At 71.1% G+C, this 25,747-nt stretch carries 24 protein-coding genes and 1 other RNA gene; 13 read left to right on the top strand and 12 right to left on the bottom strand.

Features of this window, described 5'->3' with window-relative positions:
• Positions 1-172: 172 nt before the first annotated feature.
• Positions 173-859, top strand: a complete 687-nt coding sequence (locus ACMGFI_RS02310; protein ID WP_436907036.1) for a hypothetical protein — start codon at positions 173-175, stop codon at positions 857-859.
• Positions 860-862: 3 nt separating this feature from the next.
• Positions 863-1,150 carry a transcriptional regulator gene (locus ACMGFI_RS02305; protein WP_436907035.1) on the top strand — a complete coding sequence of 96 codons (288 nt, stop codon included), beginning with the start codon at positions 863-865 and terminating at the stop codon, positions 1,148-1,150.
• 21 nt (positions 1,151-1,171) lie between these two features.
• Here ACMGFI_RS02305 and ACMGFI_RS02300 read toward each other — a convergent pair whose 3' ends face one another.
• The 6 genes from ACMGFI_RS02300 to ACMGFI_RS02275 form a co-directional block, all read right to left on the bottom strand.
• The gene (locus ACMGFI_RS02300; protein ID WP_436907034.1) at positions 1,172-1,585 is read right to left on the bottom strand and encodes a hypothetical protein; all 414 of its coding nucleotides are present in this window, start codon (positions 1,583-1,585) and stop codon (positions 1,172-1,174) included.
• A complete protein-coding gene (locus ACMGFI_RS02295; RefSeq protein WP_436907032.1) occupies positions 1,578-4,037 on the bottom strand; it encodes a penicillin acylase family protein in 2,460 nt (819 codons plus the stop codon). The genes ACMGFI_RS02300 and ACMGFI_RS02295 overlap by 8 nt, the downstream gene beginning before the upstream one ends.
• A 138-nt stretch (positions 4,038-4,175) precedes the next feature.
• Complete coding sequence (locus ACMGFI_RS02290; protein WP_436907030.1) at positions 4,176-4,655, bottom strand: metal-dependent hydrolase; 480 nt, start codon at positions 4,653-4,655, stop codon at positions 4,176-4,178.
• Positions 4,656-4,757: 102 nt separating this feature from the next.
• Complete coding sequence (locus tag ACMGFI_RS02285) at positions 4,758-5,276, bottom strand: CinA family protein (protein WP_436907028.1); 519 nt, start codon at positions 5,274-5,276, stop codon at positions 4,758-4,760.
• A gap of 43 nt (positions 5,277-5,319) precedes the next feature.
• On the bottom strand, positions 5,320-6,399 hold the full coding sequence (locus tag ACMGFI_RS02280) for a winged helix-turn-helix domain-containing protein (protein WP_436907027.1): 1,080 nt from the start codon (positions 6,397-6,399) through the stop codon (positions 5,320-5,322).
• A 99-nt stretch (positions 6,400-6,498) separates the two neighbouring features.
• Positions 6,499-6,870 (bottom strand): Hsp20/alpha crystallin family protein, encoded by a 372-nt coding sequence (locus ACMGFI_RS02275; protein WP_135366288.1) that lies wholly within the window; start codon positions 6,868-6,870, stop codon positions 6,499-6,501.
• Between the two features lie 121 nt (positions 6,871-6,991).
• On the opposite strand from ACMGFI_RS02275, the gene ACMGFI_RS02270 reads away from it, so the two are divergent.
• The 4 genes from ACMGFI_RS02270 (at position 6,992) to ACMGFI_RS02255 (ending at position 9,820) form a co-directional block, all read left to right on the top strand.
• Entirely contained in the window at positions 6,992-7,486 is a 495-nt protein-coding gene (locus tag ACMGFI_RS02270) for a P-loop nucleotide/nucleoside kinase family protein (RefSeq protein WP_436907025.1), read from the top strand.
• 233 nt (positions 7,487-7,719) lie between these two features.
• Positions 7,720-7,938 (top strand): DUF7317 family protein, encoded by a 219-nt coding sequence (locus tag ACMGFI_RS02265; RefSeq protein ID WP_436907023.1) that lies wholly within the window; start codon positions 7,720-7,722, stop codon positions 7,936-7,938.
• 5 nt (positions 7,939-7,943) lie between these two features.
• Positions 7,944-8,576, top strand: a complete 633-nt coding sequence (locus ACMGFI_RS02260; protein ID WP_436907021.1) for a PIN domain-containing protein — start codon at positions 7,944-7,946, stop codon at positions 8,574-8,576.
• Between the two features lie 125 nt (positions 8,577-8,701).
• A complete protein-coding gene (locus tag ACMGFI_RS02255; protein ID WP_436907020.1) occupies positions 8,702-9,820 on the top strand; it encodes a pyridoxal phosphate-dependent aminotransferase in 1,119 nt (372 codons plus the stop codon).
• Positions 9,821-9,916: 96 nt separating this feature from the next.
• Here the strand turns inward: ACMGFI_RS02255 and ACMGFI_RS02250 are convergent, their stop codons facing one another.
• A complete protein-coding gene (locus ACMGFI_RS02250; RefSeq protein WP_436907018.1) occupies positions 9,917-12,229 on the bottom strand; it encodes a PAS domain S-box protein in 2,313 nt (770 codons plus the stop codon).
• Between the two features lie 257 nt (positions 12,230-12,486).
• On the opposite strand from ACMGFI_RS02250, the gene ACMGFI_RS02245 reads away from it, so the two are divergent.
• The 3 genes from ACMGFI_RS02245 to ACMGFI_RS02235 all read left to right on the top strand — a co-directional run bounded on the left by ACMGFI_RS02245 (position 12,487) and on the right by ACMGFI_RS02235 (position 17,222).
• Positions 12,487-15,114, top strand: a complete 2,628-nt coding sequence (locus ACMGFI_RS02245) for an ATP-dependent DNA helicase (protein WP_436907016.1) — start codon at positions 12,487-12,489, stop codon at positions 15,112-15,114.
• 264 nt (positions 15,115-15,378) lie between these two features.
• Positions 15,379-15,534 carry a DUF7563 family protein gene (locus ACMGFI_RS02240; RefSeq protein ID WP_425484368.1) on the top strand — a complete coding sequence of 52 codons (156 nt, stop codon included), beginning with the start codon at positions 15,379-15,381 and terminating at the stop codon, positions 15,532-15,534.
• Between the two features lie 617 nt (positions 15,535-16,151).
• Positions 16,152-17,222, top strand: a complete 1,071-nt coding sequence (locus ACMGFI_RS02235; protein ID WP_436907015.1) for an ArsA family ATPase — start codon at positions 16,152-16,154, stop codon at positions 17,220-17,222.
• Between the two features lie 19 nt (positions 17,223-17,241).
• Here the strand turns inward: ACMGFI_RS02235 and ACMGFI_RS02230 are convergent, their stop codons facing one another.
• Positions 17,242-18,579 (bottom strand): glycerate kinase type-2 family protein, encoded by a 1,338-nt coding sequence (locus tag ACMGFI_RS02230; RefSeq protein ID WP_436907013.1) that lies wholly within the window; start codon positions 18,577-18,579, stop codon positions 17,242-17,244.
• A 54-nt stretch (positions 18,580-18,633) separates the two neighbouring features.
• Positions 18,634-19,458, bottom strand: a complete 825-nt coding sequence (locus tag ACMGFI_RS02225) for an SDR family oxidoreductase (RefSeq protein WP_436907011.1) — start codon at positions 19,456-19,458, stop codon at positions 18,634-18,636.
• 927 nt (positions 19,459-20,385) lie between these two features.
• Between ACMGFI_RS02225 and ACMGFI_RS02220 the strand changes: the two genes are divergently transcribed.
• Positions 20,386-20,763, top strand: a complete 378-nt coding sequence (locus ACMGFI_RS02220; RefSeq protein WP_436908832.1) for a Rieske (2Fe-2S) protein — start codon at positions 20,386-20,388, stop codon at positions 20,761-20,763.
• Between the two features lie 36 nt (positions 20,764-20,799).
• Here ACMGFI_RS02220 and ACMGFI_RS02215 read toward each other — a convergent pair whose 3' ends face one another.
• On the bottom strand, positions 20,800-21,090 hold the full coding sequence (locus ACMGFI_RS02215) for a transcriptional regulator (RefSeq protein ID WP_436907009.1): 291 nt from the start codon (positions 21,088-21,090) through the stop codon (positions 20,800-20,802).
• Positions 21,091-21,224: 134 nt separating this feature from the next.
• On the opposite strand from ACMGFI_RS02215, the gene ACMGFI_RS02210 reads away from it, so the two are divergent.
• On the top strand, positions 21,225-22,199 hold the full coding sequence (locus ACMGFI_RS02210) for a nucleotidyltransferase family protein (RefSeq protein WP_436907008.1): 975 nt from the start codon (positions 21,225-21,227) through the stop codon (positions 22,197-22,199).
• Between the two features lie 69 nt (positions 22,200-22,268).
• Here the strand turns inward: ACMGFI_RS02210 and merB are convergent, their stop codons facing one another.
• Entirely contained in the window at positions 22,269-22,964 is a 696-nt protein-coding gene (gene merB, locus ACMGFI_RS02205; protein ID WP_436907006.1) for an organomercurial lyase, read from the bottom strand.
• A 58-nt stretch (positions 22,965-23,022) separates the two neighbouring features.
• On the opposite strand from merB, the gene ACMGFI_RS02200 reads away from it, so the two are divergent.
• Positions 23,023-23,391 (top strand): winged helix-turn-helix transcriptional regulator, encoded by a 369-nt coding sequence (locus tag ACMGFI_RS02200; RefSeq protein WP_436907004.1) that lies wholly within the window; start codon positions 23,023-23,025, stop codon positions 23,389-23,391.
• Positions 23,392-23,443: 52 nt separating this feature from the next.
• On the opposite strand, the gene rnpB is transcribed toward ACMGFI_RS02200, so the two are convergent.
• Positions 23,444-23,798: RNase P RNA component (gene rnpB, locus ACMGFI_RS02195), an RNA gene on the bottom strand.
• Between the two features lie 105 nt (positions 23,799-23,903).
• Here rnpB and ACMGFI_RS02190 point away from each other — a divergent pair.
• Positions 23,904-25,739: an Hvo_1808 family surface protein gene (locus tag ACMGFI_RS02190; protein WP_436907003.1), complete on the top strand. Its 1,836-nt coding sequence runs from the start codon at positions 23,904-23,906 to the stop codon at positions 25,737-25,739.
• The last annotated feature ends 8 nt before the right edge of the window (positions 25,740-25,747 follow it).

The raw sequence follows: 25,747 nt of genomic DNA, 5'->3' as shown, positions 1-25,747 counted from the left end.
CTCCCGTCCCCGCCGACGCTTCCGGAACCGACTTACCGGCCCTCCGACAACACCGCGGCAACGAACGCGGCGCACCACGAATGACGACGACCGACACACTCCCCACGGCGCCGGACCGACGCGCGACCGCCCCCGACTCGGACCGCCGGCGCGACCGCCGGAGGTGGTCGCCGTGAGCGACGCCCACGAGGGAGACGACCCGGTCGACGACTCCGAGGCGGGCCCCGTCGAGGACCCGGAGGTCGACACGGACGACCTGAAGCGCCAGCTCTCGGAGATCAAGGGCGCGATGGGGCTGGCGGAGCGCTATCCCGGCCGGGCGCGGCTGTGGCTGCTCGCCGGGTTCGTCGTCGGCGGCGCCGCGCTGCTCGCGCAGGCGACGTTTTTCCTCTACGAGCGGCTGGGCGGCGCCGAGTACACGGCGGTCTGGTTCGGGTTCGTCGCGGTCGCCGGCGTCGCGACCTGGTGGATGGCCTCGCGACTCCCGAGCGCGACCGCGCCGGAGACGGCGCCGAGCTGGCGGGCGGTCTTCGGGTCGCTCGCGGTCTTCCTCGTCGCCGCGACCGGTGTCGCCGGCGAGGCCGCCCGGCAGGTCGGCGGGCTCGACCGCGCGCTGCTGTACTTCGGGCTCGTCATCGCGACGGTCGGGCTCGGACTCCTGCTGACCGGCGCCGTCCTGTCGGCCTATCGGGTCCGCCGGCGCGACCGGCTGGTGTTCTACGTCGGCGGGGCGTGGATCCTCGTCTACGCCTCGTGGCTCCCCTACGTCCAGGTCCTCAGGTGGGTCGGCGTCGGCCTCTTCGGCATCCTCTTCGTCGTCTACGCGATAGGCGCCTACGTGTACCTGACGCGGGTCTGACCCATGGACTTCGACAAACTCGTCCACCAGCCGACGCGACTCCAGATCTTCGCCTACCTCTACCGGCACGGCGAGACGAGTTTCCCCGACCTCAAGGAGGCGCTTGACGTGACCGAGGGCAACCTCGCCAGCCACATCGGGAAGATGGAGGAGGCCGACTGCGTCGCCGTCGAGAAGCAGTTCGTCGACCGCAAACCGCAGACCACCTACGAACTCACCGACCTGGGTCGCGAGAAGTTCGAGGAACACATCGGGACGCTCGAAGCGCTGATCGAGGACCTGGACGGGTGAACCGGCAGGACCGCGGGGTTGTCACCCGTGATCGGCCGGCGCGTCGGGAACGAGCCCGCGCGCCGCGGCGCCGAGCGGGCCCGCGACGAGCGGGACGGCGACGCTGACCGCCAGCAGCTGACCCATCGCGAGGTACGCGTCGAGACTCCCGGCGAGCGCGAACTGGACTGCCGCGGCGAGCAGGACGACGACGCCGAACGCGAGGCCGGCGACGAGCGCCCGGCGGAGCGTCGGCTGGGCGAACCCGACCAGCGCGCCGCCGACCAGCAGGCCGGCCCAGTGGACGGTCGCCAGGGCGAGCCCGAGCGCGGTCGCCGTGACCGTCAACCCCCACCGCTCGCGCGGGGCTGTCTGCGCGTGGTACAGTCGGGCGCGGATACCCGCCGAGGCGTCGTCGGTCTCGGTCCCGAACGCGTCCTCCAGCGATTCACTCATCGTCGGTACCTCCCGCGGCGCCGGCGTCTCCTGCCTCGAACCGCACGTCGGGGTCGCCGTCGGTCGTCGCGGCCAGCGGGCGGTACTCGGCGTCGGCCCACGGTTCGAGGAGGTCGCTGTAGTGGTCGGAGAAGTACTCGCCGTCGTTGCCCCCGGGGATCATGCCGAGCGAGGGCTCGCCGTCGAACCGCGAGAGCAGGCGGAAACTGCTCCCGACCGCCGACTCCTTTCGGAAGTTGCGGACCGTCGCTGGCGAGCCGTCGGTCGGGAGTCGCGGATAGTTCAGGAATCCCAGGTCGAAGGGATGGTCGATGGCCGTCCGGTTGTAGTCGCCGTAGGTCTCGTACCCCTCGTCGTCGATCTCGCCCGCGGCGTCGGCCATCGCCGCCGCGATCACGTCCCGGCGGGCCCGCGGGTCGACCCCCTCGACGGGCGGGTCGGCGAACCACTCGCTCTCGGGGCCGAGCGTGAGCAACACCCAGTCGTTGGGGTAGTGCTCCTCCCCGAGGCCGGCGGCGTCGAGGACGGGATCGAACACCCGCTCGCGGTAGTGACCGACGAACAGCTCGAAGGCGAGCGCGGCGCGCGAGTCGCGGTCCATCCGGTAGTCCCAGCCGTCGAGGCGGTCGGCGGCCGTTCGCGCCGGTTCGGTCATCGCGTCGCGGGCGTCGAGTACGGCGGGGACGAACAGCCGGGCCCGCTCGTCGACCACGTCGCGCTGGACGCGGCGCATGTACGCGAAGTCGAATGGTTCGTCGCTCGCGGCCCGCTGATCGAGCAGGTCGTAGATCCTGCGGGCGCGGAACGGCGCGGCGTACCCCTCGCCGAGATAGTGGTCGGGGCCGTCGACGATCCGCTGGTTCGCCGTGGCGAGGTAGTCGGGGTCCCGGACGCCCGGTTTCTCCGCGAAGGGGATCCACCCCGTGTCGAGGTCGGGCTCGCCGTACGGCTCGTACCCCGGCCACTCGCCCGCGCGGGCGGAGCCGTCGAAGACGCGGTCGCCGCGGACCGGGTCCCCGTCGTCGCTACCTGGCCCGCCGTCGTCCGTGTCACCTCCGCCGGACTCGCGGACGGGGACCAGCCCCGTTACCCAGTAGGCAGTGTTCCCGTCGCGGTCGGCGTAGACGGCGTTCTGCGTGGGCGTGTCGAACTTCCGGAGCGCGGCGAGGGCCTCCTCGCGGCCGCCGCTGCGGTCGAGTTCGTGGACCGCGATCGCCGTCCGGGAGGCCTGGAGGCCGGTCCAGGCGACGCCGACGCGCCGGCTCTGCCGTTCGAGCACCGGGCCGTGGACGCTCTTGCGGACCGTGACGGAGCGGTCGTCGCCGCCGGCGACCTCGATAGTTCGCTCCTCGGTCTCGAACGCGCGCCACTCGTCGCCGTGGCGGTACTCGCCGTCGCGGGTCTCGTAGGTGTAGGTGTCGAGCACGTCCGCGCCGGCGTTGGTGAACCCCCAGGCGCCCGCGTCGTTCTCGCCGATGACGACGAACGGGACGCCCGGGAACGTGACGCCCCGGACTCGCATCCCCGGCCGGCGCTGGTGCATCTGGTACCACACCGGCGGCGCCATCAGCGTCAGGTGCGGGTCGTTGGCGAGCAGGGGCCGGCCGCTCGCGGTGTGCTCGCCCGAGACGAGCCAGCTGTTGGAGCCGACGCCCGGGTCGGACTCGAAGCTCGCGAGCCACGCCGACAGCGGCGCGAGGCCGGATTCACCCGGTGAATCGACCGCGGCTGCGGACGAGTCGGCGCTCGTACCTTCGCCGGCCGCGCCGTTCCGCAGGATCGGCACGTCGTGGTCCAGACGCTCGGGGTACAGCGTCGCGGCGGCGGACTCGCCGAGCGCGTCGGCGGCGACCGCCCGGCGGAGCGACCGGAAGCTCCCGGTCAGGCCCCAGCTGATCTGCTTCTCGACGAGCATCGAGTCGACGGGCGTCCACGCGGCGGGCTCGTAATCGAGCAGGCGGAATTCGAGCGGGAGCGGCTCGCTCGCCCGCTGGGCCTCGACGCCGGCGGCGTATGCCCGCATCGCGTCGCCGGTGGGCGTGTCGCGGACGGCCCGCCAGCTGGCCTCGGCGGCGGCCGCGAAGTCCATCTGCGCGTGGAAGCGGTCCGAGTCGACGGTGCGCTCGCCGACCGCCGCCGAGAGGGTCCCGCGCATCCGCCGGCGGATCAGGTCCATCTCGAACAGCCGGTCGGCCGCGTGGACGTATCCGACCGCGAAGTACAGCGAGCGCTCGTCGGTCCCCCGGACCGTCGGCACCCCGGCGTCGTCGTAGCGGACGGTCGCGCGGCCGTACGGCGTGGCGACCCGCTCGCGGGAGCCCGCGGTCGCGGCGCCCCAGGCGTCGCCCGACAGCGGCGCGAACCGGTCGAGGTAGCCCCGCGCGTCCGTGAGCGTCGCCGCACCGACGCTCCCGCCGAGCAGGGCCGCGATCACCGACCGCCTGGATGGCATTCCTCGCTTGTGGGAACCGTGCGAACTTAAGCGTGGTCCGGCGGCGGTCAGTAGACGATAGCGTCCACGTCGACCCGACCGCGCACGCGGCACTGTTCACCTTCGGCCACACCGGGAGAGCGTCGGCGCGAAACCGACTCAGAACGGGAGGGCGACGCCCTCGGGGAGGTAGGCGGGGAGTACGTGGACGAGGCCGGCGGCGACGACGAGTTCGAAGGCGGTGACGGCGAGCATCATGGCGTCGGCGTAGTCGCTGCTGACGGGGACGCCGATAGGGGCGCCGAACTCCTCGTCCCAGAGTGGGTAGAAGAGGGCGAGCCCGCGGGTCGTCCCGAGCGCGTCGAGGACGTAGTGGGTGAGCACGCCGAGCCACACCCAGTGGAGGTTGGCGAAGTAGATGGGGTAGGCGGCGACGATCCCGAGCACCGGGAGGTTGTGCAGCGTCTTGCGGTGTTTCCCGAAGTGAGTGTCCACGTCGGGGAACAGCGCCCCGAGCACCAGCGGGACGAACACCGCGGCGATGGTCCGGAACGTCGCCACGTCGCCGGCCGGTTCGAGGATGAACCCCAGCCCCACCGCCAGGAAGACCGCGTTCAACACGTGTCCGCGCTTGTCCATGGGGCGATTCGATGGACCCGCGGGTCACAAGTGTTGCCCTTCGGTGACCGGCGAGCTCCCGTCGGCGAAGCCCCGGCGGGCGTCGCGACGCCGGGAACGGGATCAGTCGCGTGAACTGACCGCGGTCTCCAGGTCCCGGAGCGCGCGGCGGGCGAGCCGCTCGCGGACGGCTTCCCGGTCGCCGTCGAACGCGTAGCGGGAGACGCTGGCGGTCGAGTCGCCCGACTCCCAGGGGGCGGCGTGGGCGACGCCGACGAAGCCGGTGCCGACGGGTTTCTCCTCGGTGCCGCCGCCCGGGCCGGCGACGCCGGCGGTGGCGACTCCCCAGGTCGCGTCGGCGGTGTCGCGGGCCGCCCGGGCGAGGTCGCGGGTGACCGGCTCGCTGACGGCGCCGTGTTCGTCGAGCGTCTCGCGGGGGACCGCCAGCACGGTCCGGAGCGCGTCGTAGTCGTAGGGGACGACGACGCGGTCGAGGTAGTCGCTCGCGCCGGGGACGCTCGTCAGCAGCGCCCCGACGAGTCCCCCGGTCGCGGTCTCGGCGACGGCGACGGTCCCGGCGCGGTCGGCCAGCAGGTCGCCGACTCGTTGCTCGACCGGCGGGTCGTCCGCGAATTCGCGCATACCGACCGGACGGGCGGCCGCCGGAAAAACGCAGGGGACCCGCTCACCGTCGCTCGGCGCCGACGACCCGCAGGTCGTCGTCGACCGTCAGCGCGAGTTCGTCGTCGCCGACGGCGAAGGTGAACCGCGCCTCGAAGGGGTCGGTCGAGCGGACCGACTCCTCGAAGTCGTTGTACGCGGCCGACAGCGCCGGGAGCGTCTCGTCGGTCGGGGCCAGCGGGTTCAGGCCGTGGTCGAGCAGGAAGGCGAGGAGGTCGGGCGAGTCCGCCAGCGCGACGACGGCCGCGCCGCTCTCCTCGTAGATGCAGTTCGAGCAGTCCAGGTCGACGGCGACGGCGTAGCGGCGGCCGCAGTCGTCGCAGAGGCCGCCGTCGGGGCGGGCGCCGGCGTCGCGGGCGTCGGCATCACGGGCGCCGGCGTCGCGGGCGTCGGCGTCGTGGGACTCGCAGACGCGGCGGCGGGGGTCGAGCGCGGCCGAACAGCGGGGACAGACGCCCGCAGCGGCGGCGAACAGTTCGAGGTGGCCCCAGGTCCAGGCCGCGCGGAACACCGCCTCGGGGTCGCGGCCGGCGACGCCGGCCGGCGGGAGCGGGTGGTAACCGAGGTACCCCTCGGCCGCAGCGCGGTCCGCCCCGCAGTCGTCGCCCGACCCGTCGCTACCGCGGGCCTCGTCTTCACCGTCCCCCGCATCGCCGTTCCCGCTGTCGGCCGGCGAACTCGTCCGGCTGTAGGTGCCCGGACAGTCGGTGCAGAACACCTCGACGCGCTCCTCGCGGAAGCGGACGGCGACCGGCGCACCGCAGAAGTGACATGGGTGGTCGATCTCGGTCCGTTCGAGGACGGGCGCCGCGGTGACCGCTCCCGAGAGGACCGCCTCGACGACGCGTTCGCCGGCTCTGCGGAGTTCGTACCCGGCCGCGCGCTTGCGGACGAAGTGGCCGGTCAGCCGGTCGAGGTGGTAGTTGAACCGTCCGGAGTCGGCGGTCCCGACGCGGTCGCGCAGCGCCGAGAACGACACCGGCTCGTCGGCGCCGCCCAGCGCCCTGAGGATGGCGACCCGTGTCTCGTTCCCGAGGACCTCGAAGGCCTCGTCCGGCGAGAGCGTCCGCGAGTCGTCGGACATACCCGCCGATACCGGGCGGGGCACGAAAAAACTCGCGCCGCGCGAGCGACGGTACCGACGACGGTCGCGTGCGGAAGCCTGACAGTCCCCCGACCGTCGTCAGGTCTGGACCTCGATCTGCGTGCCGCGAGCGGTGGCGCCCTCGTAGATGGGCAGGCGCACTTCGAGGATGCCGTTGCGGTACTCGGCGGCGATCTCCTCGTCGTCGACGCCCTTCGGGAAGCGGAACCGCCGGTGGTAGGTCCGGCGCGTGCCGCGCGTCTCGTCGTCGTGCTCGGCGGCGACGTTCAGGACGCCCTCGTGCCACGTCACGTCGATCTCCTCGGGGTCGAACCCCGGCAGCTCGACGCTCAACACGAACTCCTCGTCCTCCTCGTAGAGCTCGTAGTCGTTACCGCCGGTCTCGAACAGCCGGTTCGGCAGATCCATACCCTGGAACCACGAACTGACTGGTCGATCCGGAAGAGCCATGGCTTCTCACCTCGGCTCGGTAGATCGTTGTTCGCGGTTCTATAAAAATCCTTCGTTACCGGAAACACAGCGACGGCGGGACACCCACGTTCTTGAGGCGGGGGGTTCGAGATGGGGGTAGATGGCGCCGCGACTCGTCGTCCAGTGCGGGCTGCCGGGGGTCGGGAAGTCGACCGTGGCGAGGGAGATTGCCGACCGGATCGACGCCGAGCGGATCCGCAGCGACGCGGTCCGGGCGGAACTGTTCGACGACCCCACGTACGACCGCGCGGAGAAGGAGCGAGTGTACACGACGATGCTGGAGCGGGCGCGGGCGGCGCTCGACGCGGGGAAGCCGGTCGTCCTCGATGCGACCTACGAGCGGCGGTACCACCGAGACCAGGTCGCGACGCTGGCCGACGCGATCGGTGCGGACCTGACGCTCGTCCGCGTGGTCTGCGACGACGGCGTGGCTCGCCGGCGGATCCGCGAGCGCGAGGACGACCCCAGCGAGGCGGACGTGTCGGTCTACGAGAACGCCCGCGATCGGTTCGAGCCCCTCGAACGCGACCACGTCACCGTCGACAACTCCGGGGACCTGGCGGCGACGCGACGGCGGGTCGCGGAGTTGTTCTGAGGGGGCTAGCGGCCGGTCCACGGGGCCGGCCTTCCGGACGGGTCGAGCGCCAGGGTTTACGTCGCGGGCGGCCAACGGCCGGTAATCGATGGACTACGAGACGCCGCAGTTCTTTCGGGTGATGCAGTACGCGGCGCGCGCCGACCGCGACGTGGTGGACATGGTGAACGGTAGCCGATATCCGGAATGATAACACGACCAGATTCAAATAATTGCACGGCGTAGGGCGTCGCATGAGCGGTCCAGCTTCGAAAGAGAGCCAAAATGACCTTGCGACCATTATCGGACTATACGCGCTCGGGGAGCTCTCGTTGGGGCAAGCGGCGCAGGAAGCCGATGTTTCTCAGCAAGAATTCCGGGAGATTCTCAGTAATACATCTATTGAAGCTCGGGTCGGCCCGAATGACCTCGATGACGCGCAGGACGAAGTCGATACGGCTCTAGACGTATAACTTGGATGGGAGGAACACCACGAAACTTCGTCATCCTCGATTCCACTGTCATTTCGAACTTTGCGTACACCGATTCATTAGACGTTGTTTGTGAGGCTTTTCCGGAGGTCAGGGCGACGGATCCGGTTATAAATGAAGTTGAACGCGGCGTTGATGATGGACACGAGTTTTTACAGAATGCACTCGAATATCTCCCCGAGGCCGGTTATATATCTAGTTCGGAGAATCCGACGATTCCACGGGTCGATTCGATCAGTGAGCACGACTATCGGTCGAGATCTTTCAGAGGAATCGAACTTAGTACACGTCTGATCTCGGAAGAGTATGAGACTGAGTACGATTGGGAGAGTGTGTTAGAGTTAGTCCAAGACTGTCTAGACGAGATTGAATGTGGTGAAGCGAGCGCTATTCTAACGGGGTACATCACGGACCGCCCTGTGGCTACAGATGATCAGGATGCGAGAGAGCTCGCGAGACGCTATTCAGTCAGTGTAACCGACTCTCTTGGAGTATTAGCACGCTGTGTCTCTGAAGAGTGTATCAGCGTCGAAACCGCGAATGAATGGCTCGATATGTGGGTCGAGGAGAACGAATACTATTCCCCAGTAGAGGACATCAGGGAATTGGATGGGATCTGAAACCACTCAGAACTCGCCCTTGGTGGGCGATTGATTCAGGATTCGATCAGCGTGAGTCGATCGTACCGACGGAGGACAATATTAACCACTCTCTGCCCCGAGTCTCACTCCAAGGTGCCTGTTTGATGGACTACGAGACGCCGCAGTTCTTTCGGGTGATGCAGTACGCGGCGCGCGCCGACCGCGACGTGGTGGACATGGTGAGCGGCAACCCCGACTGGGAGCCCCCCGAGGCGCTCCGCGAGGGCCTGCGCGACTACGCCGACGGCGACGTGAGCGAGTTCCAGTACCCCCCGAGCGTCGGCCTCGCGGAGCTACGGACCGAGATCGCCGAGCGCCGCGGCGTCGACCGCTCGCGCGTGCTCGTGACCAACGGCGCCGGCGAGGCCAACCACCTCGCGACGACGGGCGCGCTGGAGCGGGGCGAGGGGTCGGAAGTGATCATGACCGATCCGGTCTATCCCTACTACGCCGGCCGTGCGAACCTGCTGGACGCCGAGGCGACCTACGTCCCCGCCGACGAGACCGGCCAGCTCGACCCCGCGGACGTGCGGGCGGCCGCGGGCGACGAGACAGCCGCCATCGTCGTCAACTCCCCGAACAACCCCACGGGCGCGGTCTACCCGCCGGAGACCATCGAGGCGCTGGTGGGGATCGCCGAGGAGTACGACGCCGTGCTCGTCAGCGACGAGGTGTACGACCACTACGACTTCACCGGCGCGTTCGAGAGCGCGCTCGCGACGGACTCGGCCCGCGTCGTCGCGACCAACTCCTTCTCGAAGACGCTGGCGATCACGGGCCTGCGGGTGGGTTACGCCGTCTTCCCCCCGGAGGACGGGCCGCTGGGCGACCTCCACGACCGGGCGCGGACGCGACACATGATCCAGAACGTGACAGGGAGCCGGCCGGCCCAGGCGGCGGTGTTGCGGGCGCTCCGGGAGACGCCACCCGAGTACTACGAGCGCAACCGCGAGCGGCTCCGCGAGCGCATCGACCGGTTCACCGAGGCGCTCGACCGGGCCGGCGCCGAGTACACGACGCCGGGCGGGTCCTTCTACGTGATGGCCCGCTTCGAGGGGTTCCCGGGGACGATGGGCAACGTCGAGCGGCTGATCGACGAGGCGGGCGTGGCGGGGATGCCCGGCGAGGCGTTCGGCGAGTCGCGCGCCGACTGGATCCGGTTCGCGCTGGTCACCCCGCGCGCCGACGAGGCGGCCGAGCGGCTGGCCGACTACCTGAGTTGAGCCGGCCGCTCCTCGGGCGAACGGGCGACTGGATCGCGGTGCGGAGCGACTGGATCGCGTACGGGGCGATGGGGTCGACGCCGGCCGACGGCGGACTCACTCGATGTCGTCGGCGTCGCCCGCGTCGAGGCGGACGGTGACGGTCGTCCCGTCCGACCCGGTGTCGAAGTCGAGTTCGCCGCCGGAGCGCTCGACGACCCACGAGACCAGCCAGAGGCCGACGCCGGTGCCGTGTTTCAGCGGCGTCTCCTCGCGGTCGGCGAGCACGTCGAGCTCCGCCTGTGAGATACCGGGGCCGTCGTCGGCGATCCGGAGTTCGACGGTCCCCTCGTCGTCGTCGGTCGCCGTGATCGTCACCGAGGGGGTCGCGTCGTCGTGGGTGACGGCGTTCTCGACGAGGTTCTCGACGGCGTAGGGGAACGCGCGGTGGACCCGTATCGGCACCTGGTCGGTGATTCGCACGTCGTACTCGGCGTCGCCGTTCGCGGCCGCGACGTTGGCGACGCTCCGGTTGACCACCGAGCGGAGGTCGAGCGTGACCCGCCCCTCGTCGCTGTCGATGACCCGCTCGATGGCGCGGGCCTTCTCCGTCGTCTCGACGAGTTGCTCGCTGCGGTCGACGATGGTCTCGGCCATCCGCCGCTGTTCGCCGTCGGTGCGCTCGGCCAGCACCTCCGCCTGGCCGCGGACGACGGTCAGGCCCGTGCGCACGTCGTGTCTGAGCACGCGCGTCAGCACCTGCTTGAGCAGGTCCAGCTCGCTCTCGCGGCGCTCGCGGGCGGTCACCTCGTGGAGGATCCCCACGGAGCCGTCGGCGTCGTCGGCCGCGTCGAGGCCGGCGACGGTGGCCTCGAACTGCCGGACCTCGCCCGCCGCCGCGGGGAGGTCGAACTCGCAGGTGACGCTCTCGCCGGTCGCGGTCGCGCGGTCGAGCGCCTCCCCGATCCGCTCGGCGGCGGCGTCGGGTAGCAGCTCCGACAGGGGCGTCCCGTCGAGGGCGTCGTGGCTGCTGTCGAACAGATCCACGAGCGCGTCGTTGCAGATCTCGATCCGGGAGTCGTCGTCGAGGACGTACATCGGGTCGCCGGCGCTCTCGACGAGCCGGCGGTACCGTTCGAGGGTGCGCTCGCGGTCGCGCCGGTCGGTCACGTCGCGGGCGACGTTGACCAGCCCCTCGTAGCCGTCCTCGCCGTCCCGGACCGAGAAGTGGACGGCCAGGGTCCGCTCCTCCCCGTCGGCCGTCTCGAAGGTCATGTCGATGACGGCGCTGTCGCGGTCGTCCCGCCGCAGTTGCTGGATCGTCCGCTGGCCGGCCTCGAGTTCCCCCTCGGTCATGAACGTCGCCGTGTGCTCGCCGACCATGTCGTCGTGGCCCAGCAGGTCCGCGAACGACTCGTTGTGGTACTCGACGCGGCCGTTGGCGTCGACGACGGAGATGCCGTCCTGAACGTGCCGGTCGAGCAGGTCCAGCAGCTCCAGGCGGGCGCTCGACCGGGCCGACCAGGTCACGTCCTCGACGAGGACCAGCCGGAGCGGCCCGACCGTCTCGGGGAACTCGTGTTCCGTGTAGCGGAAGCGAGCCTCCCCGCCCCCGGTCGGGACGGCGAACTCCGTGGGTTCGGCGGGCACGTCGGGGCCGCGGATCGTCCGGATGGCCTCGGGGTCCTGCGAGAGCGCGGCCGTCAACTGCCGGTAGAAGTTCGGCGTGTCCGGGACCGCGGCGGTGACGTCGCGACGATCGAAATACTCGTCCAGCGGCGTCGCCTCCCAGATGACCGTCCCGTCCTCGTAGACGAGAAACGAGGTCGACGACTGGGTGTCCGGGTCGACCCGCTCGAACGCGCGGGCGAACCGCGAGGCCGCGTCGGGCGTCCGGGCCGCCCCCCGAAGCTTCTCGACGACGAAGTCCAGCCCCTCCTCGGCCGTCCACTTCTCGACGAGCGTGTCGACCGCGTCGAACACTCCCGGGTCCACGTCGCCCGGGTTCGCGCGTGTGTAGAGGGCGACCGCCGCGCCGGCCGCGTCGGCGGCCTCGACCAGCCCCGCCACGTCGGCCGGCGCGTCGGGCTCGACCACGAACACGTCCGGGTCGCCGGCGTCGAGGCGCTCGCGGACGCGGTCGGGGTCGCTCGTCCCCTCGTAGTCGACTCCCTCGGCGTCGGCGGTCTCCGTCCCCAGCCGCGACAGCACCGTCTCGTCGGGGTCGAAGTGCAGGATCCGGGCGACCGGCCCGTCGCCGTCGCCCTCGTCCGTCCCGCCGGTCGACCCGCCGCCGTCGGTCGAGCCGCCGCCGGTCGAGCCGCCGCCGGGGGGACCGCCGCCGTCGCTCGGCTCGTCGCCGGCCGACCCGCCGCCACTCGGCTCGCCGTCGGACGATCCGCCGTCGCCGGGGTCGTCGGAAGCCGTCATCTCTCCGCCCTCCACGGACCCCACCGCCGCGTTCGCTTGCCAACCCGTGTCATCGGCCGTCGATGGCGGAACTGTACCCTCCACCAACTTAAGTCTCCCGCGGAGTCGGGCGAGTGAGCGCCCGACGGCGGCCGGAAGCGCCGCGGTTGCGACCGGGATCGAGGGTCGGACCGACATCCCGGGGCCGGTCCGGGGCGGATCGCGGTCGGGCCGACGCATCCGTGCGTTCATAGGCGAGGCCGACACAGGGATCGACGATGGCCGACGACCGGGCCGCGAGCGACGGCAAGGGGGACGCCGGGACGACGAGTGTCGACGCCGCGGGCAGTTCCGACGCCGGAGGTAGCGACGAGTCGGAAGCCGGCGACGGCGCCCCGGACAGTGCCGGCTCCGAGGAGTGGTCGACCGGCGACCCGACCGACGCCTGGCAGGAGGTGTTCGGGTTCGACGAACCCTACGAGAGTCAGACCGACGCGATCGAGACGGCGATCGAGGTGGGCCAGCGGGGCGGGTACTTCGCAATGGAGGGGCCCTGCGGAACCGGCAAGACGATGGCCGCGCTGACCGCGGGCGCGACGCTCGTCCGGACGACCCGCAAGTACGACCGCGTGATGGTCGTCACGCCGGTCAAACAGCAGCGGCTCCAGTTCGTCGAGGACCTGCGGACGATGAACGCCCGGCTGGCAGCCGACCCCGACGGACCCGAACCGCTCGACGGTGTCGCCCTCGTCGGGAAACGCGACCTCTGTCCGTACGGCCGGGAGGGCGCGTTCCCCGACGACGCCTCGACCCACGACCGCTGCGAGGACCTGCGCGAGACGACCGCGGACCTCGTCGAAGCCGACCGCCGGTCGGGCGACGAACCCGCCGCCGACGCCGCCCTGGCGTCCGACCCCGACGACGTGTGGTGGGACCCGAGCCTCGCGAGCGACCTCGTCCGGGAGGCCCGCACGGACGCCGACACCTACCGTACCTTCGACAGCGCACTCGAAACGGCGGGCGCCGAGTCGCCGTACCCGCGGAGCCAGCCCAGCGCGCCGGAGTCGATGACCGCCGGCGACGACGACCCCCTCTACTGCCCCTTCGAGGCGGACTGGTTCGCCCGCAACAAGGGCTCGCCCGTCGACTTCTCGGTGGGGGAGTCCCGCGTCGTGACGGCCGACGACTACCTGCCCGCCAGCGTCGAGCGCGGGACCTGCCCCCACCGGGCGATGGGCGTCATGCTCGAACACGCCGACGTGATAATCGGCAACTACAACCACGTCTTCGACCCCGGGTCGCGACCCCTCGTGGCGGCCGCGCTCGACTCCTCGACCTTCCTCGTCGTCGACGAGGCCCACCGGCTGGAGGAGCGGGTACGGGACCTGCTCTCCGACCGCGTGGGCCGCTCGACGATCAAGCGGGCGCGCAACGACTGCAACCACCTCCTCTCGCGGGCGCGGGAGAGCCGGGACCGGAAACAGCAGGTCCGCGACCGCCTCGCGACCCACGACGTGCCCCTCTCGGCGCTCGACCGGGCGCGGGAGTTCTACGACGACCTCCTGGGGTGGCTCGACGAGCGGGTCGAGCGGTACCTCGACGAGGAGGTCGAACGCGACTGGCGCGTCGGCGACCCGGCCGAGAGCGTCCCCGAGCGGGACGTGGAGGTCCCCCTTCGAGACCCCGAGGAGCCCGAACCGGACGAACTGACACGGTGGGCCGAGCGGCAGGGCTACGACGGCGAGGTGTGGCGGACGCTCGCGACCGTCGGCGCCGCCGTCGAGGACGCCATCGACGGCCTCGGACTGGCTCGCCAGCCGGTCTGCGCCGCCGTCGGCGCCGTGATGGGCCACTGGTGGGAGCGGGGCCACGATCGGTACCTCCGGGAGATCGAACTGGAGTACGCCCCCAAGACGGGGCAGGCCGCCGACGCCGTAGACAGGGACTACCAGCGCGTCTACACCCCCGGGCTCGTCCTGTTCGACTGTATGCCCGCCGAGTCACTGAAGGAAATCTTCGACTCGCTGGGCGGGGGCGTGCTGATGAGCGCCACCCTCTCGCCACTCGACGTGTTCACCGAGGTCTCGGGGCTGGAGTCCCTGCGCGAGGGCGACCCGAACCCGGGACCGACGCCCGACGAGGGCGACCACGGACGGCCGGTCGAGGCGAAGAGCTACCCGCTGCGATTCCCCGAAGAGAACCGCGCGAGCTGGGTCGTCGACGCGGAGCCGTTCACCGCCCGGAACCGCGGGAACCCGGCGGAGATGGACCCGCTGGGCGACGGCTGGAACCGCACCCGCGACGAGTACGCCCACGTCCTCCGGTCGGTCGCCCGCTCGCCGGGGAACGTCCTCGTCGCCATGCCCAACTACCGGGAGGCCGAGTGGGCCGGCGCCTACCTCGACGGCGCCGTCGACAAACCCGTCCTCGTCGACGAGAGTTCGAGCAACGAGGCCACGGAGGAACTCAAGGCCGACTTCTTCCGCGGCGGCGGGAAGGTGCTGGTCACGAGCACCCGCGGGACGCTCACCGAGGGCGTCGACTACGACGGCGAGAAGCTGGCGGCGGCGCTCGTGATCGGCGTCCCTCTCGTCAACGTCGGGTCGCCCCGCGTGCGGGCGGTCCAGCGGGCCTACGCCGACGAGTTCGGCGAGGACAACGCCTTCGCGTACGCGCTGACGGTCCCGGCGGTCCGGCGGGCCCGCCAGGCCATCGGGCGCGTCATCCGCGGGACCGACGAGGTCGGGGTCCGCGTGTTCGCCGACCGGCGGTACACGGCGGGCGCTCCCCGCTCGGTCCACGAGTACCTCTCGCCGGCCGAGCGCGAGGAGTTCGTCCGCATGACCGCGGAGTTCCTCGACGGCCAACTCGACCGGTTCTGGAGCGACCGCAGTGATCCGCGGTGACCGGCACCCTCCCACCGATCCGTCGGTCCACCGTCCCGACGATCCGTCGGCCCCCCGCCGCGCCAGCACCTGTCGGCTCACCGTCCCGCCGAGACCTGTCGGCTCGCCGTCGTGCGGTCGGCTCGTTGTATCAGTCGTATTACCGGTAGTGCGGTGGTACCCGTCGGAAGCGGTGCCTTGCCGAGTCGAGAGGGGGAGTTAATCGGTCTATACCGCCGTCGACGGCCGGAAAGCATATGGCGGATGATTACAGTTACTCAAGGGATGCCAGAGTGTCAGAACTGTGGGTCGTTCGTGACAGAGGCGTACGTACGCGTATTCACGCCCGACGGTCACACCGGCCCCCGCGTCTGTCCGTTCTGCGAAGACAAACTCCGTGACGGCGCCGAGGTGCGCGAGGCTCGGTCGTCGCGGTCATAGGCACCCCGCCTGTCCACCGCTCGTGCCGGCCGTCCGGGGGGACGGCCGACCGATCGCCGTTCGTGTGGTGTGGTCTTCGTTCGATAGCTGCCGCACTCGTCTGTGCATTCCGAGAGACCGTGCTCGACGGCAAGCGGTGAAAGCCCTCGGCGTGCTCGCTAGCTGGAGTCGGCACCGCAGTTGACGGCAAGCGGTGAAAGCCCTCGACGCGCTCGCGGTCGCTGAGCGGGATATCCGCGCTCTCGGCACCGCCCGCGCGGATAGCGCCCGCGCAGGCGACTATCGGCGCGAGCGCGCCTCGCCCTTTCAGTCCGCCAGGAACCGCGCCGCTCAACACCGCAACTGCACCGCAGACGGCCACGAACCTCCCCAGCCGATTCGCTCACTCGCTTCGCTCGTTCCCTCATCCACCGTCGGAGCAAGCTCCGACGAGCCTTCGCTCGCGGGGCTCGCGAAGACCTCGCGCGGCTACGGTCGCGCGCTTTCATGCGCGCGACAGCGCGCGCCAACCGCACCGCACCCGCTCACCGAGTGACGACCGTCACAACCACAGGGGAGCGTCCGAGCGCGAGCGGCGGTCCGACGGATACATCCGCCCGCCGGCTTCAGGTGGAGGCATGAGCGAGATCGACGTGGAGGCGGTCGAGGACATCGACGACGAGGCGGTCCCGTCCGGGGTCGACGCGCCGGAGTACGTCCTCTACGGGGGCAAGGGCGGCGTCGGGAAGACGACGATGGCCGCCGCGACGGCGCTGGCCAGCGCCCGCGACGGCACCGCGACGCTCGTCGTCTCCACCGACCCGGCCCACTCGCTGTCGGACACGCTGGAGACCGAGATCCCGGCCGAGCCGGCCCAGATCCGGGAGGACGTGCCGCTCTACGCGGCGGAGATCGACCCCGAGGCCGCGCTGGAGGACGGCCCCTTCGCCGAGGGCGGCGGCGGGATGGGCGGCGCGGGCGGCGCGCTCGGCGGGCTGGGCGAGATGCTCGGCGGCGCGGGCGAGGAGATGGTCGACCCGCTGGGCGGGTCGATGCCCGGCGCCGACGAGGCCGCGGCGATCCGCCTGCTCATCCGCTACATGGACGACCCGCGGTTCGACCGCGTCATCGTCGACACCGCCCCGACGGGCCACACGCTGCGGCTGCTGGAACTCCCCGACGTGATGGACTCGATGGTCGGGAAGATGCTCGCCCTGCGCGAGCGGATGGGCGGGATGATGGAGAACCTCGGCGGGATGTTCGGCGGCGACGACGAGGAGGTGGATCCCGAGGAGGGGCTGGACGACCTGCGCGTCCTCTCGGACCGCATCGAGCAACTGCGCGACGTGCTACAGGACCCCGCACAGACGGACTTCCGCGTCGTGATGGTGCCCGAGGAGCTGTCGGTGCTCGAATCCGAGCGGCTGCTCGGCCGGCTGGAGGAGTTCGACGTGCCCGTCGGAACGGTCGTGGTCAACCGGGTGATGCAGGACCTGACCGACGTGGCCGACGTGGACGCCGAGTGGTTCGTCTCGCCGGACCTGGAGCACTGCGAGTTCTGCCAGCGCCGCTGGGACGTGCAACGGGACGCCCTGTCGCGCTCCCAGGAGGTCTTCCGCGGCCACGACGTGCGCCGCGTCCCCCTCTTCGCCGACGAGGTCCGCGGCGAGCGGGCGTTGCGGGTCGTCGCGGCGTGCCTGGAGGAGTGAGGCCGGTTCCGGCGCTCTCTCACTCGACCAGCAGGACGCGCAGGTCGTTGACGTTCGTCCCGGTCCGGCCGGTGCGGACCAGCGCGTCCCGGTCCGCGAGGAACGGTTCGGCGTCGTTGTCGGCCAGCGCCGCCCGCGCGGCCGCCGCGTCGTCGGCGTCGGCGACCGTCTCGCCGTCCACGAGCGCGCCCGCGGCGTCGGTGCCGCCGTCGCGGCCATCGGTGTCGACTGCGCCCAGGACGGCGTCGTCGGGCACGTCGAGCGCCGCGCGGAGCGCGAACTCCTGGTTCGGGCCGCCCGAGCCGTCGCCGCGGACGGTCACCGTGGTCTCGCCGCCCGAGAGGGCGACGACGGGCGGTTCCGCGGGGTTGCCGGTCGCCGCGAGTTCCTCGGCGACGGCGGCGTGAGCGAGCCCCTGCTCGCGGGCCTCGCCCCGCACCCGGGAGGACAGGACCATCGTATCGTAGCCCGCGTCCGCGGCCGCCTCGCGGGCGGCGTCGAGGGCCGTCCACGCGTTCGCGAGGACGTGATACCGGACGTGGTCGAGGGCCGCCTCGGCGGCCGGCGTCTCCGGGCGCTCGCCCGCGGCGCCCGCTTCGAGGCGGTCGCGGACCGCCGCGGGACCGTCGAGGTCGTAGCGGTCGAGCACGGCGAGCGCGTCGGCGTAGGTGGTCGGGTCCGGCGCGGTCGGGCCGCTGGCGATCACGCCGAGGTCGTCGCCGACCACGTCGCTGAGCGCGAGGGTGGCGACCGTCGCCGGCGCGGCCGCGGCCGCGAGCCGGCCGCCCTTGAGCGCCGAGCAGTGCTTGCGGACGGCGTTGATCTCGTCGATGGCGGCGCCCGCTTCCAGCAGCGCCTCGGTAACGGCCCGCAGGTCCGCGAGCCCGAGGTCGCCGGCCGGCGCGGGCAGGAGCGCGCTGCCACCGCCCGTCACGACCGCGAAGACCAGCGTCCGCTCGCCGGCGGTCTCGGCCAGTTCGCGGACGCGCTCGGCGCCCGCGAGGCCGGCCTCGTCCGGGACCGGATGGGTCCCCTCGACCGCGTCGACGCGGTCGGTCTCGACGGGGTGGTCGGTGACGACGACGCCGCCGTCGACGGCGTCGCCCAGGACGGCTTCGAGCGCGGCGGCGACCTGCGCGGCCGCCTTCCCCCCGCCGAGGACGACGACCTCGTCGAACGCCGCCAGGTCGTACACGTCGCCGGCGATGCGGAGCTGGTCGCCCGACAGCGCGAGCGCGTCCGCGACGACCCGACATGGGTGAGCGGCCGCGATCCCGGCTTCGAGGCAGTCGAGGACGACCCCGTGGGCGTCGGTGCGGGCGAGCCGCTCGCGGTCGCGGACGCCGCTCTCGACCACGTCAGCGTCCCCCCGTTCGTCCCCCAAGTCGTGCGCGAGGCGGTCTACCCATCGTCAGGAGAGCACCCAGCGGACGAGTCGGTAGCCGGCGTCGCGCAGGCTGTCGGGGAGGTGGCGAGTGGCGATCAGCGCGGTCGCGAGCGTGCCGACGGGGTAGCGGGCGTCGGGGTCGGAGGCGCAGGCCGCGTCGCCGATCACCGCCGCCACTGCCGAGGGGTGGACGCCGAAGTCGCCGCCGCTGGCGAGGACGTCCGTGTCCTCGAAGAGGGCGTAGAGGTCGCCGTAGCCCGCCGAGCGGTCGAGGCGGTCGACCTCGTCGTCGGCGCGGGCGCCGAACTCGGTGGCGACGGGACCGGGTTCGACCAGCACCACGTCGATCCCGAAGTCCTCGACCTCCACGCGGAGCGCGTCGCTCATCGCCTCAAGGGCGTGTTTCGACCCGCTGTAGGCGCCGGCCCCGCCGGTGGCGACCCGCCCCTGGACGCTGGAGACGTTGACGACCGTCCCCGTCCCGCGCTCGCGCATGTTCGGGAGCACCGCCCGTGTGAGCCGGTGGGGCCCGTAGACGTTCACGTCGAACTGGTCGCGCAGGGCGTCGACGGGCACGTCCTCCATCGGGCCGTACTGGGCGTAGCCAGCGTTGTTGACCAGGCAGTCGATGCGCCCCGTCTCGTCGAGTATCCGGTCGACGACCCGCTCGACGTCGGCGTCGCTCGTCACGTCGAGTTCGGCCGTCTCACAGCCCGCTTCCGCGAGGTCGGCCACGTCCTCGGTGTCCCGGGCCGTCGCGTACACCGTCCACTCCCGCCGCAGGAAGTCGACGGCGGTCGCCCGCCCGATACCCGACGAGCAACCCGTTATCAGCGCCGTCTTCGTCATGTCTCCGACGACGAACGCCCACCAGTTAAGTCTCGGCTCTCCGACGCGACGGGGATCGGTGCAGACGGCACAGGGAGTGCGGTCGGCGCGCGCTGTCGTCTCGGAATCGCTCGCGATTCCGATGGGCCGTCAGAGCTCGCTCTGACGTTGGCGGCCTCGTGCCGCGACGGAGTCGCGCGAGGGATTCGCGACTCGCGTGTCGCGAATCGGCTGGGGAGGCTCGTGGCTGTCTGCGGTGCCGTACCGTGCGGTCCCTGGCGGACTGAAAGGGCGAGGCGGGCTCGCGTCCGTTTTAGTCGTCTGAGCGGGCACTATCCGCGCGGGCCGTGCGGAGAGCGCGGATATCCCGCTCAGCGACCGCGAGCGCGCCGAGGGCTTTCAGCACCGGCTATCGAGTGCGGTCGATCCGGTTCAGAGCGAGCGCGCCGAGGGCGTTCAGCGCTCACCGTCGAGTGCGGTCGCGGTTACTGCTAGAGAGCGCGTCGAGGGCGTTCACCGCTTACCGTCGACTGCGGTGCCGACTCCAGCTAGCGAGCGCGTCGAGGGCGTTCAGCGCTCACCGCTGAGTGCGGCAGAGACGACTGCGCGCGCCCCGAGATCAACCCATCCGTCCCGAACTGCCCCGACCGGTGCGTTCAAGCGGCGACGGACCAACGCGACGGTATGGACGGGACGCGGATCGCCGACGTGAGCGACCTCTCGACGGACGACACCTTCCTCTTTCGCGTGCGCTCGGTCGACGGAAACGCCGTCGCCAGCGGCGACGCCGCGCTGCGCTCGGACGAACAGACCGCCGACGCCGTGGAGAACCCGGACCCGGACGCGGAGACGGACGGCGGCGCGGCGACCGGAGCCGACGGCGCCACCGCTTCCGGGACCGACGACGGCTCCGCTCCCGGCACCGCGACGAACGACGACGGGATCGCGATGCCCGACGACATGACGGACGACGAGGACGACGTTCGGGAAGCCATCCTGCTGAAGCTGGGCGGCGAGGACGACGACGCCGAGGCGGTCGTCTGCTGGTTGAACTACTGCCAGCACATGACCCACATCAAACTCGACAAGGGGTCGGGCGCCCCGGTCCGCGACGGGGAGGTGATCTGCGCCAACCACGGCGCGCTGTTCGCCGCCGACTCCGGCGAGTGCACGTACGGCCCCTGCGAGGGCGCCTTCCTGAACGAGGTCGACGTGCGGGTCGCCGACGGCGGCGTCTATCTCGCCGACGACGACTTCGAGTACGTCGGCGAGGGCCCGGTCGAGAGCGACGACGACCTGTCGTCCTCGTCGAACGTCATCCTGTAGTCGGCTCGACCCGGCCGAAACCCGACACGGGCGCGGCTACTCGATGACGAACGTGGGTTCGGCGACGGCCTCGCTCTTGCACTCCGGACAGCGCGCCGGGCGGTTGACGAGGTCGTCGAACCCCTCGAAGCCGCAGTCCTCGCAGGTCGGTGGCGCGACGAGCAGCGTCTCGTCGGTGGGTTCGAGCGACTGGGAGATGTGTTCGACGTGCGAGAGCGCGTCCGCCGCCGGCACGTCGAACTCGCGGGCGAGCGCGCTCGCGGGCAGCGGTTCCTCCCGCAGTCGGTCGGCGATCCGCTGGCGGGTCGTCCGACTTGCCTCGCGCATACCGGGCCTTGGAGAACCGCCCACAAATCGGTTCCGCCGGCGGCGCCGGTGACCGCTTCTCGGCCCGGCGACGCGTCCTGTCGACGGTCTTTCCAATGAAAAAGGCCTTCACGGGGCGCCGTGCAGGGAGTCGTATGGACGCTGTCGTACTCGCGGGCGGTTACGCAACGCGGCTCTGGCCGATCACGCGCCACCGGCCGAAGATGATGCTGCCGGTCGGCGAGACGACCGTCATCGACCGGGTGCTCTCGGAGCTGGAGTCCGACGACCGGATCGACGACGTGTACGTCAGCACCAACGAGCGGTTCGCCGACGACTTCGAGTCGTTCCTCGCCGACCGCGACTACGAGAAGCCGCGGCTGTCCGTCGAGGACACCACCGGCGAGGACGAGAAGTTCGGCGTCGTCGGCGCGCTCGGCCAGCTGGTCGACCGCGAGGGGATCGACGACGATCTCTTCGTCATCGCCGGCGACAACCTCATCAGCTTCGACGTGAGCGACTTCATCGACGCCTACGAGGAAAACGGCGCGACGACGCTTGCGGCCTACGACGTGGGGTCGCTGGAGAAGGCCAGATCCTACGGCCTCGTCACGCTGGACGGCGACGAGGTCGTCGACTTCCAGGAGAAGCCCGAGGACCCGGCGAGCACGCTCGTCTCCATCGCCTGCTACGTCTTCCCGGCCGAGCAGGTCCGCTTCGAGGAGTACCTCGCGGACGGCAACAACCCCGACGAGCCCGGCTGGTTCATCCAGTGGCTCGTCGACACCGACGAGGTCTACGCCTACGCGTTCGACGAGGCGTGGTTCGACATCGGCACGCCCGAGAGCTACCTGGAGGCCGTCGCCTACTACCTCGACGGCGAGAACCTGGTCGCCGACGGCGCCACCGTCGAGGACTCGACGCTCGGCGGGAACGTCCACGTCCTCGACGACGCCGAAGTCGTCGACTCCAGCCTCGACGACTCCATCGTCTTCCCCGGGGCGACCCTGCGCGACTGCGACGTCCGCGAGTCGATCATCGACCGCGAGACCACCCTCGAAGACCTGGACCTCGCCGGCGCGCTCATCGGCGCCCACACGACAATCACCAACGGCGACGACGGACGCTGACGCCACGGGTACCGACGCTTCTCCGCCCCCCCTACACTTGGCCGACGGCCGGACGGACCGACCCACCCCTCAACAGCAGTCGCTCTCGGCCGTGCAGGTCGCCCCGGTCCCTTCTCCCGCGTCGCTCGCGTCGGCTCGTTCCGGCGCGTCGCTCGTCCCGCCGTCGAACAGCGTCTGGGTCAGTTCCCACACGATCGCCACGCCGACCGCCGCCGGGACGGCGGTCGTCGCGGCGTCGGCGCCCTCGGCCCACCGCTCGTACTCCGCGCGGTCCTCGAAGGTCTGGATGTACCCGCAGACCTCCCGGTAGACGGTCTCGACGGGCGCCTCGTCGATCCGGTCGGGGTCCACCGAGACGCCGATCGAGACGACGGCGTCGTCGTGGGAGACGGCTACGCCGTCGTCGCCGACGTCGAAGGTGACCTCGGCCCCGCGGACCGGCGTCGTCGAGCGGACGGTCCCGGCCTCGCCGGTCAGATACGGGTAGACGAGCGGGTCCAGCACGCAGATGTACGTCTCTTCGGTCTCCTCGCCCACGAACGCGTGGTCGCCGTCGTCGGTCGCACAGAGGTCGTCGACGGTCGGCGCACGGCCGCGCTCGTCCTCGATCGCCGCCCGGGTCGTCTCGACCCACTCGCCGACCGTCGCCGGCGGGTCGCTCCCGTAGAGACGCCCGAACGCCTCGCCCACGTCCGCCGGGAGCGAAACGTCTTCGGCCGATCCGTTCGCCTCGGTTCCGTCGTAATCGACTGCTTCGAGCCACATACGACTACGCTTTCGAGACCAAAGTTATTAAGCTGTCAAGTCCAAAGTATCGAACCCGATGGGAGGATCCGAAGCGCTGGCGGAGGACGGCTGTGCGTGCGAGGACCCGGCGTGTCACTGTCTGCTGGCCGAGCCGATGGAACTGCTGGGCCGGAAGTACGTGATGGACATCGTCTGCGTCGTCGCCAACCACGGGACGGTCCGGTTCGGGGAGATCGAGGACCACCTCCCCGGGGCGAGCACGTCGACGCTGTCGACGCGGCTGGACGAACTGGTCGAGGCGGGGCTGGTCGAGCGGGAGCGCTACGCCGAGATCCCGCCGCGCGTCGAGTACGAACTCAGCGACGAGGGCGAACAGCTCGGCGAGCGACTGGAGCCGCTGGTCGAGTGGGCCGTCGAGCGGACGGACAGCGAGAACTGCTGTTGAGTGGTGACTGCGGGGTTCGCGAGAGCGGCGCCGCCGCTCGGCGAGTGGAGACGGCTGAGGGGAGTAAGCCCCCTTCTGTTCGACCCGGCATTCGGCTGAGCGTCCGCGCTCGCGTCCGGGCTACCTTGCCGCGCGGACTTGCACCGGTGAGGATTCGCCGTTCCATCCGTTCTCTCCCTTCGACCCTCTGTGGGTTAGCTCCCCCTCGCTTCGGCGAGGCCTCGCTCGGGGTTCGCGCACGTCATCGGTCGGGGAGAGGGGTCTCGTTTCTGTTCCAGCGCCAGCGGTCTCCCGCTCCGGGTTTGCACCCGGTCACCTGCCCGGACGGTGGGGGGACTTTCCTCATGCCCCTGGCGCGCCGACGAAGTCGACACGGGCCGGGGCACGGAGGCCGGGCTCCCTCTGCCGGTGACAGGTAGCGGGTACCGGGGATTAAGCCCGTCGGTCCGCGGACCGGCGTCGGCCGGCAGTGGGGCGATTTTTATGTCCGCCACCCCATGACTCCGGTACGTATGCGCTCCGCCCTCTCGGCAGTCGTCGCCGGGCTGGTGCTGTTGTCCGCGGTGGCCGCCGTCCCCGCCGCGGGCGCCGCCGGTTCGGCCGACGCAGCGACGACGGATCGGTCGCCCAACACCGCAGGCACGTCGGCCGCCGGCGCCCTCCAGGGCGACGACGCCTGCGCGCCCGTCTCGAACGGGTCGGCGCCTGACGACCCCGACGCGGACAGGCTCGGCTGGGAGAACGGCTGCTGGTACAACGAGTCGATCGACGTCGACCGCTCGGACGGGCTCAACGAGACGGAGCTGGACGCCGTCGTCGCCCGCGCGATGGCCCGCGTCGAGCAGATCCGCGAGCTGGAGTTCAACGAGACGGTCCCGGTCGACGTGATCAGCCGCGAGCAGTTCCGCGCGAACACGAGCTTCAACGCGACCACGAACGGCAGCCTCCACCAGAACGTCAAGTGGGAGGCGATGCTGATGGTCGGCGAGGACACCGACGCCCTCTCCGTCCAGGAGTCCAACACCGGCGCGACCGTCGGCGGCTACTACAGCCCCGAGGAGGAGCGGATCGTCGTCGTCTCGGAGAACGCCACCTCGCCGAAGATGAACGAGATCACGCTCTCCCAGGAGCTGTTCCACGCGCTGCAGGACCAGCGGTACAACATCTCCGCGTACGACCAGTACACCGAGGAGCTCCACAACGCGAAAGACGGCATCATCGAGGGCGACGGGAACTTCGTCGACCGGCTGTACAGCCAGCGCTGCGCGGGCGAGTGGGACTGCCTGATGCCCCAGACCCAGCCCGGCGCCGGCGCCGCGGGCTCGATCCACCAGGGACTGCTGCTCGTCACCTACCAGCCCTACAGCGACGGCCCGGCCTTCGTGCAGGGCATCTACGAGTCCGAGGGCTGGGAGGGCGTCAACGAGGTCTACGAGAACCCGCCCGCGAGCACCGAGCAGACGATCCACCCCGAGAAGTACGGCGAGGACTCGCCGACCAACGTCAGCTTCACGGACACCTCCGGGGCTAACTGGACCGTGCCGCACCTGGCGAACGGCACCGTCGACTACGCCCAGTTCGGCGAGGCGGGCCTGGCGACGATGCTGTTCTACCCCTACTACGACTCCGGCGGCCGGGCCGCGCCGGTCATCGACCCGCGCTCGTTCATCACGGGCGGCTCCACGGACCCGATCAACTACTCGACGCAGTACACGGACGGCTGGGACGGCGACCGGCTGTACCCCTACGTCACCGACGACTCCGCCGAGACCAACGAGACGGGCTACGTCTGGAAGACCGTCTGGGACTCCGAGAGCGCCGCCGCCGACTTCGTCGAGGGGTACGGAATGTTGCTCGACTACTACGGGGCCGAACCCGTCAACGACAGCGAGAACACCTACCGGGTCCCCGACGGCCCCTACGCCGACGCCTTCCACGTCAACCACACCGGGACGACGGTGACGCTCGTCAACGCGCCGACGGTCGACCAGCTGAGCGAGGTCCGCGCCGGTGCCGGCCCCGACGACAGCGGCGGCGAGACGGAGACCCCGACCGACACCGACACGGCGACCGACGACCCGACGACCGAACCCGGTGACGAGGAGACCGCGACCGACACGGCGACCACCGAACCCGGCGACGGGGAGACCGCGACCGACACGGCGACCGGGACGCCGCTCCCCGCCGACGGCGGCGCGGGCGACGGCGGTGACGGAGACGACGGCGGTGATGGCGATGCGACCGACGCGCCCGACGGGACCACCGCATCCGGGGGTCCGGGCTTCGGGCTCGCCGGCGCGCTCGCCGCGCTCGCGCTCGCCGGCCTCCTCGCGGGCCGGAGGGAGTGACTCTCTCG

The sequence above is a fragment of the Halosimplex marinum genome (assembly GCF_051414075.1).
Classification (GTDB): Archaea; Halobacteriota; Halobacteria; order Halobacteriales; family Haloarculaceae; genus Halosimplex; species Halosimplex marinum.
This window is presented reverse-complemented; position numbering and strand designations above follow the sequence as displayed.